This is a genomic window from Sphingobium cupriresistens (genome assembly GCF_004152865.1).
GTDB classification, from domain to species: Bacteria; Pseudomonadota; Alphaproteobacteria; order Sphingomonadales; family Sphingomonadaceae; genus Sphingobium; species Sphingobium cupriresistens.
Genome location: NZ_SEOO01000067.1, coordinates 1 through 10,741, shown reverse-complemented (window position 1 = coordinate 10,741; position 10,741 = coordinate 1). Strand labels below are relative to the sequence as shown.

At 62.5% G+C, this 10,741-nt stretch carries 11 protein-coding genes; 2 read left to right on the top strand and 9 right to left on the bottom strand.

Features of this window, described 5'->3' with window-relative positions; genetic code table 11:
* Nucleotides 1-14 precede the first annotated feature (14 nt).
* The 9 genes from EWH12_RS20750 to EWH12_RS20705 all read right to left on the bottom strand — a co-directional run bounded on the left by EWH12_RS20750 (nt 15) and on the right by EWH12_RS20705 (nt 8,559).
* On the bottom strand, nt 15-971 hold the full coding sequence (locus EWH12_RS20750) for an MFS transporter (protein ID WP_277986038.1): 957 nt from the start codon (nt 969-971) through the stop codon (nt 15-17).
* A 33-nt stretch (nt 972-1,004) separates the two neighbouring features.
* The gene (locus EWH12_RS20745; protein WP_129927691.1) at nt 1,005-1,823 is read right to left on the bottom strand and encodes a hypothetical protein; all 819 of its coding nucleotides are present in this window, start codon (nt 1,821-1,823) and stop codon (nt 1,005-1,007) included.
* Between the two features lie 265 nt (nt 1,824-2,088).
* Nucleotides 2,089-2,925: an IS21-like element helper ATPase IstB gene (istB, locus tag EWH12_RS20735; protein ID WP_037557560.1), complete on the bottom strand. Its 837-nt coding sequence runs from the start codon at nt 2,923-2,925 to the stop codon at nt 2,089-2,091.
* Nucleotides 2,922-4,436, bottom strand: coding sequence for an IS21 family transposase (istA, locus tag EWH12_RS20730; protein WP_092958942.1), 1,515 nt, complete (start codon nt 4,434-4,436; stop codon nt 2,922-2,924). The genes istB and istA overlap by 4 nt, the downstream gene beginning before the upstream one ends.
* 148 nt (nt 4,437-4,584) lie before the next feature.
* Nucleotides 4,585-4,965 carry an outer membrane factor lipoprotein domain-containing protein gene (locus EWH12_RS20725; protein ID WP_129927690.1) on the bottom strand — a complete coding sequence of 127 codons (381 nt, stop codon included), beginning with the start codon at nt 4,963-4,965 and terminating at the stop codon, nt 4,585-4,587.
* Entirely contained in the window at nt 4,962-5,879 is a 918-nt protein-coding gene (locus EWH12_RS20720; protein WP_129927689.1) for an efflux RND transporter periplasmic adaptor subunit, read from the bottom strand. The genes EWH12_RS20725 and EWH12_RS20720 overlap by 4 nt, the downstream gene beginning before the upstream one ends.
* Nucleotides 5,880-5,885: 6 nt before the next feature.
* Nucleotides 5,886-6,098, bottom strand: a complete 213-nt coding sequence (locus EWH12_RS20715; protein ID WP_129927688.1) for a DUF1656 domain-containing protein — start codon at nt 6,096-6,098, stop codon at nt 5,886-5,888.
* A complete protein-coding gene (locus tag EWH12_RS20710) occupies nt 6,095-8,080 on the bottom strand; it encodes an FUSC family protein (RefSeq protein ID WP_129927687.1) in 1,986 nt (661 codons plus the stop codon). Before EWH12_RS20710 ends, EWH12_RS20715 begins: the two co-directional genes overlap by 4 nt.
* Nucleotides 8,077-8,559: a MarR family winged helix-turn-helix transcriptional regulator gene (locus EWH12_RS20705; RefSeq protein ID WP_052208254.1), complete on the bottom strand. Its 483-nt coding sequence runs from the start codon at nt 8,557-8,559 to the stop codon at nt 8,077-8,079. The genes EWH12_RS20710 and EWH12_RS20705 overlap by 4 nt, the downstream gene beginning before the upstream one ends.
* A 799-nt stretch (nt 8,560-9,358) precedes the next feature.
* Here EWH12_RS20705 and EWH12_RS20700 point away from each other — a divergent pair.
* Nucleotides 9,359-10,207: a universal stress protein gene (locus tag EWH12_RS20700; RefSeq protein WP_081997338.1), complete on the top strand. Its 849-nt coding sequence runs from the start codon at nt 9,359-9,361 to the stop codon at nt 10,205-10,207.
* A gap of 36 nt (nt 10,208-10,243) precedes the next feature.
* Nucleotides 10,244-10,621 carry a hypothetical protein gene (locus EWH12_RS20695; protein ID WP_129927686.1) on the top strand — a complete coding sequence of 126 codons (378 nt, stop codon included), beginning with the start codon at nt 10,244-10,246 and terminating at the stop codon, nt 10,619-10,621.
* Nucleotides 10,622-10,741 lie beyond the last annotated feature (120 nt).

Sequence of the window (10,741 nt, the reverse complement as noted above, 5' to 3'; positions counted from 1 at the left end):
CATCAACCCACTCCCTATGATGGAGCGAACTGTCCTCTTCTATGATTTCCATCGTCAATACCGAATGCCACGTTCCCAAAACGTTCTCCGACTTGGCCAAAATCGCAGCTTGGGGCCGACTGGGCCACATAGGCAGCGGGCGCATCGTCCGGCACGAAAAAGCCGCCAACGACATAGCCGCCGATCGCAGCGGTGCGCGTCACCGCGCCGTAGATCGCGGCGACCTTGCCATGATCGGCGGGCGGGCACTCGGATTGCAGCAGGGTCCGCACGGCGACATTGTGAACGCTGTTCGCCCCACCGCCGACGATGAAGGCGATAGCGACAATCACGAGGCTTACGGGCGCAAGACCGATCAGCAGCATAGTCGCGCCCATGATCGCGGCGGTCCCAAACGCAGCCAGGCCGATCCTGCGGCCGATGATCCGTTCGGCCAGCGCCGCGCCGACCAGCATTCCGGCGGCCCACAAGGCAGTCAGCACCCCGAACGTGGCAGGGCCGCTTTTCAGGCTCATGATGATGAGGAACACGAAGGCGACATCGGCAATGGCGGTCGCGAACACTTCAAGACTGAGCGCGCCTGTCGCCACCATCACGCGCCGATTGCCGAGCAGCGGCCGATAATCGGCAAGCAGCGTGGATTTTTCCGTCTCATGCTCCTGCGGCGCGCGGCGCAGGCCACTCATCGCGACGATGAGCAGCAGCAGGACGAAACTGGCGGCGTCGATCAGGAGGGCGTTTTTCGATCCCATCCAGCCCACCAGCACGCCGCCGGCGACAGGACCGGCGAGCATCCCGAGGCTGCGGACCATTTCCAGAAAGCTGTTGGCGCGCGCGAGCGTCATGCCGAGCGCGCTTGCCAGAATTGGGATCAGCGCGAAGCTGGCCGCGCTGGTGATCGTGAACAACACACTGAGTAGAGCGGCCCCGACGAGCGTGAATGCGGGATAGTACGGGACCGGTGAGAGGATGGTCGAAAACGTACGCTAAGCGTGTCGCGTAGATCATCCGCATCGTTCGAGCCTATGGCTTGAAACGGGACCGCCTCCCCAACTTGTCGATCGCGAACGCTGCATTGTGAGGATCGGACCGCGCTGGCGAAGCGACCAGAGTTCGCCGTGTTCGCCGGTCTTGTCTTTGCAGGTAGCGCGATAGTTCAGCGCACCATCAATGCCGCTTGCCACCGCCTTGGCCGTGCAGCTTTCTCCGGTTCTTTCCAGACGCACAGGGTCATAGCCGATGAACGTCCACGGATCAGCCGGACACGCAAGGCGCGATGGAGACCAGGTTCCCGGCAGCGGAGGGTCGCGATCGGGTTCGGCGGACGCTTTGTAGCCCCTCATTTTGACGCCGTTCAAGCTGGCTTCGCCGGGCCGATCCTCGATCAAGCGAGCGGCAAGAAAAGTGCTGGCAGCCTCCGCCGCAGTCTTCACCTCGGTCGCCAATCGGGGCCGATCGCGCCACACCAGAATGACTTGACGACCCCTGAACGGCAACTTGGTCGCACATTGATAGAAAAGCCGGTCAGGTCCGGGTGTCGATTCCGGTGAACATAAGACGGTCCTCTCGCCGAGCTTGCGCGCCGTGCCGCGCCCGCGCGGCACGGCTACCGACATGCTGGAAGGATCGATCAGGATGCTCTCATCCAGCAGCAGATCATAGTTCTCGTTCGGCCTGACCCTGAGGAAACGTGGAAAATCGGAGACGTAGGTTTCCACTTCGCCCGGCCTCAAATTGAACACCAATCCCATTACGCTTGGATGTTCGGCATGATCGGTGGAACCGGCCTGTGCCGTTTCGTCGCCCGTTTTTTGACGAACCATTGCAGCCAGCAGATGCGATGAGGCAGCAGAGCAAAGCGATCCGATGCATAATGCTATGATTATTCATCCCGTTCGCCCCTTGCGTTGCAGCAGCTTCTCGCCATCGGGTCTGATCTCGCCCTTGGGGGTGACGTGTCGGTAGAGGGTCTGCCGGGTAACGCCGAGTGTAGCGCGACGATCTGGATGAGAAGTTAGCGACGATCAGGATGAGAAGCGCTGATCGCGACGAGGTCGTTTTGGTGTGTTTGATTGCCGCTGGCAAGACCTATGTCTCAGGTTGATTGTCGGGGAGCGACACATCGGTATTTTTGGCTGTGGCGACCTTGGCGGGGCGACCTGCCCCCTGCTGTTTTCGCTCGATAGCCGTGCGCCGCCGATAGCTTTCGACATTCATCTCGAAGATGGTGGCGTGGTGCACGAGGCGGTCGACGGCGGCCAGCGTCATTGCGGGATCGGGGAAGACCCGGTTCCATTCGCCGAACGGCTGGTTGGCGGTTATCATCAGCGAACGCCGCTCGTATCGCGCGCTGATCAGCTCGAACAGAACCGAGGTTTCAGCCTGATCCTTGGCGACATAGGCAAGGTCGTCGAGGATCAGAAGGTCGAAGCGATCAAGCCGATTGATCGCGTTCTCGAGCGCGAGCTCGCGGCGCGCGACCTGTAGTTTCTGGACGAGGTCGGAGGTGCGGACGAACAGCACCCGCCAACCCTTTTCGATCAGCGCGAGCCCGATGCCCGACGACAGATGCGATTTTCCTCCGCCGGGCGGGCCGAACAGGATCAGGTTTGCGCCATTTTCGAGCCAGCTGTCTCCGGCACAGATCGCCATCACCTGCGCCTTCGATATCATCGGAACCGCGTCGAAGTCGAACGTATCGAGCGTTTTTCCCGGCAGCAGTTTCGCCTCCGCCAGATGCCGCTCCATGCGGCGGCGACCGCGTTCGGCGATCTCATGCTCGGTGATCGCGCTGAGGAACCGCGCCGCCGGCCAGCCCTCCTTGTCGGAACGCTCGGCGAACGTCGGCCAGAGCTGTTTGATTGTCGGCAGTCGCAGCTCGTTGAGCATCAGCGTGAGCTTTGTGACATCAATACCCTGGTTCATGCCATTTCCTCCGCGCGAGGAGCCAGGAGCGCTTCATAGGCGCTCAGCGGGACGAGCTCGACGATGACCTCGGGCAGCGCCGCGGGGTCGGGCGCGAACCGCGCCCTAAGCATTGCCATGTCCGGCATACCCTGCGGCGTCGCTAGCAGGGTTTCCAACACAGCGGCGAGTTCGGCCTCGCAGGCCCGCTCATGCGCGAGGCTAAGAAGCTCGACCATTGTCCGGCACGCGACCCGTTCGGCGAGCCGCTCCAGCAGCCGATCGAACATGCGCCGGTAGGCCTCGCGCGGGAAGAGCTGGTGGCGATAGACAAGATTCAGCAGCGCCATCGGTTTGCGCCGAAGCGCATGGATGACATGGCGATAATCGACGACATGGCCATGTTTGCCGCTGCGCTCGGCGCGGCCGCGCGGAAGCGTAAAGAGCGGTGTGCCGCCGAGGAACAGCTCAAGCCGATCGTCGTAAAGTCGCACTCGCAGTCGATGGCCGATCAGCCGCGACGGCACGGTGTAGAACACCTTGCGCAGCGTGAACCCGCCCGAGGAGGTCACCATGACAAGCACCTCTTCATAATCGCTGGTGCGCATGCTCGGTAGCGACTGAAGCGCCGCCCGTTCGGCGTCGATCCGCTTCGCGCACCGCGCATTCTTGCGCGCGACGATCTCGTCGACGAAGCAGCGATATTCCGCAAGGTCGTCGAAGTCGGCCGATCCGCGCATCAACAGCGCGTCGCGCACCGCCGCCTTCAGATGCCCGTGCGCGCTCTCGATCGCACCATTTTCATGCGCAACACCGCGGTTATTGCGGGTCGGCTCCATCCGGTAATGGCGACAAAGTGCGTCATATCTATGCGTCAGATCCTCGCGCGCCGATGCATCCAGATTCCGGAACGCCGCCGACAGACTGTCGCTGCGATGCTCGCGCGGCGCGCCGCCCAGCGCCCACAGGGCATTCTGCAGCCCCTCCGCCAACGCGACATAACTCTCGCCGCCCAGGATCACATGGGCATGCTCGAAGCCAGAACAGGCGAGCCGGAAGTGGTACAGCCGGTGATCGAGCCCGACCCCGGCGATGTGTACGCCCAGATCGGCCATGTCGGTAAAATCCGACAGCCCCATCCGACCCGGCTCGTGCACCTGGCGGAAGATCACGTCGCGATCCGGGCCTTGCAGCGCCCGCCAGCTTCGAACCCGACGCTCCATCGTCCGCCGCACCCCATCGGGAAGCTCAGGATGACGACGCTGCATTTCTTCGAACACCGTCACGGCCCGGAGTCCCGGCGCCGCCTCCAGCAGCGGTACAACTTCGCTATCGAAGATATCCGCCAGCGGATCGGGGCGCCGGCGACCGCGCGGCTCTTTCTTCTGCGAGGGCAACTGCGCATCCCGCTCCAGCCGATACGCCGTTGCCGTGCTGAACGCCGCGCACGCCGCCGCCGAGCGCGGCGACACTGTCTGTCTCATCTTCATATATAATCTCACCTGATGATCGTTGATATGTCTCCCGGGCACCGCATCTCCCCTTCCAAAGGAGGCGCCACCTGGCAGGTCACGATCACCAAAAGCGCCATTCCAAAAGAAAAGACGCTTGCGGGGGTGTGTCTGTCGCTCCTCGGGGCTTCGCCCCTCGTCCCGACAGACACACCCCCGCCATTCTCATCTAGATTGTCGCGCTGTTCTCACCTTGATTGTCGCGCAGCACCCCGTCCAGCGAGGTCTCCACACCCGCTCGCGCCCGCGCCTCGTTCACCACGGCGCGCATCCGCTCAAGGTTGGCGGCGGCGACCCGAAGATCGGTATTGACCTTGAGCGCCTCCTCGACCAGTTCATCAAGCTGCGGATCGGCATAGAGTTGCCACCAGTGCGCCGGCAGGGGGGCGGGCGAATAGGCTGGGGAGCGCCCTTCCTTGAAGCCGGTGGGTGTCTCTCCGACATGAGCGGGAAGGGCGGGCGCTCTGTATTCGGGTCCGACCGCTGTACAGCCGGCAACGAGGCTGGCCGATACAAGCACGGTCAGCGCGTGAAACCGGATCGCTCTCACGACCGGCTGCCCCCTCCTATCGACAGGGCATCCTCCGCGCCCTCGACCGTCACGGTGACCGTGCGCCCGGCGATAAGATCGATCCCTGTCGGAACCTTGTCGATCGCAATGCGAACGGGGACACGCTGGGCGAGGCGGACCCAACTGAAGGTGGGGTTGACATTGGCGAGAAGGCTCCCCGCAGCCGTGGTCCGCTCGCGGTCGTCTATACCGGCGGAGCGGCCCTCGACATGCCCCGAGAGGGGCTGGTCCTCGCCCATCACGCGAATCGTGACAGGTGCGCCCGGATGGATGTGGGAGAGCTTGGTCTCCTCGAAATAGCCCGCGACATAATAGCTGTCGGAGTCGACCAGCGCCATCACCGGCTGGCCGGCGGTTGCATAAGCGCCAGGGCGCAGCGAGAAATTGGTGACGATACCGTTGACGGGCGCGCGGACGGCGGATCGTTCGAGATTGATACGCGCGAGGTCGCGGTCGGCGAGCGCCTGCGTATAACGCGCGCGCGCTTCTTCGGCCTGCGAACGTCGTTCGTCGCGCTTCTGGCCTGACACGATATCCCCGAGCTGCCGATAGCGTCTGTTCTCCCGCTCGGCCGCATCGAGCGTCGCACGCGTCACCGCGACGGCCGCCTCCGCTTGGGCCAGGGCATTGCGAAGACGCACACGATCGATGGTGAAGAGCAACTCGCCTTTGCGGACCACCTGATTGTCCCTGACATGCACCTCCTCAACCCGGCCGGACACATCGGCCGCCAGCGGCACTACGTCGGCGCGTATCTTTCCGTCCCGGGTCTGCGGCGCATAGGTATAGTAGGTGTAGAGATGCCAGAGCACGAGCGCGGCAAGGGCGGCGGCGAGGATGGTCAGTACCGGCTTGAGAAGGCGGAGTAGCGTGGCGCGGTTTAATGCTATCATCGATTTTCAACTATGGGTGAGCCCACGCAGCGCGAGGAAGGCCGCGCCGATGAGGATGAGGAAGAGGGCGGTATCGAAGAGCGGACGCTGCCATATGGCCCGATAGAAACCGACGGTCTCAAGGAGGCGAGACAGCAGGATCCGGAGCACGAAAGCGACGGCCATGCAGAACAGCAACGGCGAGAAGAACACGCCGGCGAGGTTGATCTCGCCGATCACGACGCGGGGATCCATGCCGGTGCGCGCTCGAACAGCGCAATGCGCAGCCCGGCAAGCGAACGGATCGCCCGGGTCACCGGACTGCTTTTCTGGCTGTCTCGCCTGGGCCACAGCTGGTTGAGCGCCTCGTCGACCAGGGCAAGCAGTCGGGGTGATGGCTGCGCTGCATCGAACTCCCTGCGAAACTGCTCGAGCACCCGCACGGTTGCATCCCGCGCCGCGGGATCAAGCATGGTCCCGATGATCCGCAGGTCGGCAATATTAACGCCGACGCGCAAGCGCGCGAGCAAGGCAGCGCTGCGTTCCACCTGGCCGCTTGCGGCAAGCCGCATGGTCATCCCGGCAATGCGATCGAGAGCCCGCTGGATATAAAGGTCGCGCGCGCGCCGGGTTGCCGAATGGCTGAGTCGGGCAATCTCCAGTGCTTCCCGGCACAGGAAACGATGGACCTGATGCGAGACGCCCCATTGGCGGAACAGGCTCGCGCCCAGGAAGGCGACATACATGCCGATCAGGCTTGCGAAACCGACCTCAAGGAAGAAGGCAAAATCGTACGGCATATAGTGACCTTGCAGGTTGATGTTGCTGAGTCCGAAGGCAAGGACGAGAACGCCCATTGGGTTTGCCGCCGCCCACATGCCGATCGGAAGCATGAACAGGCCCATGACGATCAGGAATGTCGGAAAATCGTTGGCCAGGGGAAGCAGTCCATAGGCGAGAATGGCGGCAAGGAAGAGTGAAAGGACCGCAAAGCGGCCGAACGCGGCTATGGCCTTGCCCGGTTCATCGCCCCCTCCGAAGAAGGCCACCGCGACGGTTCCCATCAGCACCGCATTAGGCCCCTGGTGCCATCCGGTGGCCAGCCACAGGCCGCAGAGCAGAATATAGGCTACGAAAATGCCGGCGGCTGAGCGCGCTGCATGATCGACATCGGACGCCAGGGGGAATGCTGCCGTCCGCCGAACCTGGCCCGCAAGCTCCCGATCGAGCACGGCCCTGCCCTCAAGCGCCCTGTCGATTCGGCAGATCTCGCTCCAGAGCGTTAAGAGATCCATGAGCATGTCGGCGAGGTCATCATGGACCAGCTGCTGCCAGGGTCGTTCACGTCCGACCTCGAGCGGAAGGCTGCGCACGTCATCGGCCGGGCGCGCGGAAGGCATTGCTCCGGTTCGGAAAGTATCGCGCGCCTCGGCAAGATATGGTGCAAGCGCGGCGCGGTCCGCCTGAGTCAGTCCCGCTATGCGAGCGGCGATCGCGGAAAGGAGCGGCACCATGCTCAGCAAACGCTGTTGAATGGCGAGGACGTGGCGCAGTTCGCCGCGGTCGACGGTCGGATCGTAGCGCAACCAGGCCACCATCTGCGACAGGGCGGTGACGTCCGAAAGAATCTTCAAACGGTCATGTTCTTCCTGTGCACCCGTTTCGCGGCCATCTAGTACATCATTCGCCCAGCGTTCCATGTCGGGCAGCCAGCGGCGCAGGTTTGAGCGTATCAAGCCGCCAAGTGATCGAGGAGCAATGACGCTGTCGACAAATGTGGTCGCGAGCACGCCGAGACTGATCTCGGTAACGCGTGCGACAACGGTGTCGAACATCGTCTCGGGATGGTCCACGCCGGCAACGGCGACCAGCATCAGAGTCACCGCGAAGAGCTGGAACCCATAAGCCCGCGGGGTCCGATCGAGGAATGATACGCCAAAGGCGATCGTCGCAACGATACCCGACGAGATGATCAGTAGGAGCGGGACGCTGGCGAAAATGGCCACCATGCCGAGTGTCACGATGCCGGCGCCCAGGGTGCCGGCGACGCGATAGACCGCCTTGGAGCGGATCGCGCCTGTGGCCGGGTTCATCAGCACGCAGCAGGTGACAAGCGCCCAATAGGGCTGCGGGAGCCCGATCCGGACCGCTACCGCGAAGGCCAGCATCGCCGCGATGAACAGCTTGACCGAGAACAGTATCTGATCGGACGTGACTTTCACCGGTTGACGCGCTCCGCCTGCAGGAACGCGCCGATCCGTCCCTCGAACAGTCGCAGGACGCGCGTCGCGGTCTCTATGTCCTCGACCGGCAGATCGCCGAGAAGCGCCTCGCGCAGATCTGCGACAGCCGCTTCCATCTTTTCAGCAAGACACTGCCCCTTGGGAAGAATGTGAACGGTATTAACGCGCCGATCCTCGGCCGACGCACGTCGCTCAAGCAGGCCTGCCGCTTCCGCCTGGTCGAGAATCCGCACCATTGCGCCGGGATTAACGCCCACTTCCTCGGCGAGGACATTTTGCCTGATTCCCGCGTCGCCGCTGCGCGAAGCCAGGATGACGGCGGCGGTAAGCGAACTGGGCAGGCCGAACTCCGCAAGGACCGTCATGACCGCCTGCACCCAGGAGCGCCTGATCGGCTGCAGAGTGTCGGTGAGTGCGAACAGCGCGGTCGCAGCGGGGCTACCAGAGGTTACTGACATGGCGCGAGCATTAGCACTCTCGGCGATTTATTCAATCAGCAATAGTTGCTTTAGCAAACGCATTTGGCCTGCCCATTAACTCAGGCCGCCGGGTACGACCGTCGCGATCCGCCGACGCGCCTCCGCGGTCATGGCGCCCTGCGCCAACACAACCTCCGCTTCACGCAATGGTAGCCGGATGCTGCACGCACCGCTTCAGAAGGAGGGTACCAGGAACGGCTGCATATCACTTCACATCCTCGAGTATTGCGTGCCGACGGCTGACTGAAATGAGAGATGGGGCGATGGGCTGTCTTGACTGCCTTTCCTGGCAGGTTTACTCGTTCGATGTTGGAGTGAGGGCTCATTCCAACGAGAAATGAGGGAGGGTGTGAAGTGGAAGGAGCCTTCGGCCAGCTTCCGAATGCGTCGCGTGCTCAGGATGAATCTGCTCGCCGATTGTTCTTGCAGCCATTGTCCTTGGCAGGCGAAGGTTCCTGTGAGGCCTACCTCCTGTCTGCTAGCCCGTCAGTCGATGGCCCCGCAGGCGGGCTAGCCGACCGCGGGATTTCACTCTCCCTGTTGGAGCGTCGCGCGATTTGGATCGGCATGCATGATGCGGCTGCCGGTTATGGACCTCTGCCCTCTGGATCAACCTGGATCAGGCGACTTATCGGCGTTTTTGCCGATGGACCGCGCAAGCAAACCTTCAACCTCTCTCAAATCCCCGTCTTGAAGCCTTTCGGTGTCTTGGTCTGCAGTTCGGCCAGGACGCCGCTGATCTGATAGAGGACAACCGTAAACTGGAGGATCGTAACCCTTGTTGCCTATCTGGAGAGATATCGCCGTTTTCCTCGACGCCACGCCTGAGGGCGAGCACATAGGTCGCCGTGCGGCTGCGATCGCGCAACGTCATAATGCGCATCTGGTGGGCGTCTATGGCGTGTCCCACGAAAACGCGCATCCCACCGAAACCTATGCAAGGGGCACTGCGGCGATTCGAGACGTGCTGACGCGGCAACGGCTTGCCGACGAACAGAAAATTATTGCCGCCGCCCGCCATTTTGGAGAGCTGGCCCGCGAATATGGCATCGGCTCCGAATTCCGGATCGTGTGGCGCGATGACCTGCGCGACGAAAGCATGTTGCGGGCGCTGCACTGCGATCTCATCGTCGCGGCGCATCCCAAACCGGCAGACCTCCCGTCAGGCTGGTCGGCCGAGCGACTGTTGCTGGCCACCGGAATTCCCGTGCTGATGATCCCTGCGGGATGGGGCGGTGAGACGATCGGCGAAAATGTGCTGATCGCATGGAATCGCAGCCGAGAAGCGCGGCGGGCGGTGAACGACGCAATTCCGTTCATCAATTCCGCGTCCAACGTGACGATACTCACCATCGACAGCGGCCGGAACCCCGAACGTTTTGGAACAGAGCCTGGTGCCAATCTCCTTGAACATTTGTCCAGACACGGCGCACGTGTCGAGATCGCCAACATCACGTCCGAGGGCGCACCGGTGGCGGATGTGATCCTCGACCAGGCGGCGGAACGCGACGCAAACCTGCTCGTGATCGGGGCTTACAGCCACCCGCGCACCACCGAGATACTCTTCGGCGGTGTCACTCGATCGCTGCTGTCGAGCGCGCGGGTTCCGCTACTGATTTCCCGCTGACCAGGGCGTATCCAGCCTAAAGACGTTGGCAGAAGATTGGACGCCAAAGATGTTCGATATATCGGAGATAACCGCAAAATGAGCGTCGTAACCAGTGCTGCCGCTTTCCTTCTGATCGGAACGCAGCCCGAAGAAATAGGCGTTGTTCACCAGAATGAGCCATTGGTCCGGACAGCGCAAGCTCAGGCAGCTTCTGCCGAACCATGTCCGATGATTGTGGATTCACAGGGCGAAGTGCAGCCCCCTATCATGATCGGCGAAAGGCCGGTGGAAGCGGGACAATCGATCGATGTGCCGGCGGAGCCTGGAAATACGTCTGAAGCATCGCCGGACGAGATTATCGTAATCGCGCGGGGCGAAGCGCCGCCGGGCGACCCACTCCAGAATGTGAATATTGAGGCCTTCCAGGGGTGACTACACGAAAGTGACGTATCTGCACGCTAAGGGCGAACAAATCCGGTACGATGCCAGCAGATGCTATTCGCAGGCTTTCCTGCCCCTTTTATGTGGTGCCGCCCTACGGGCGCCGATATG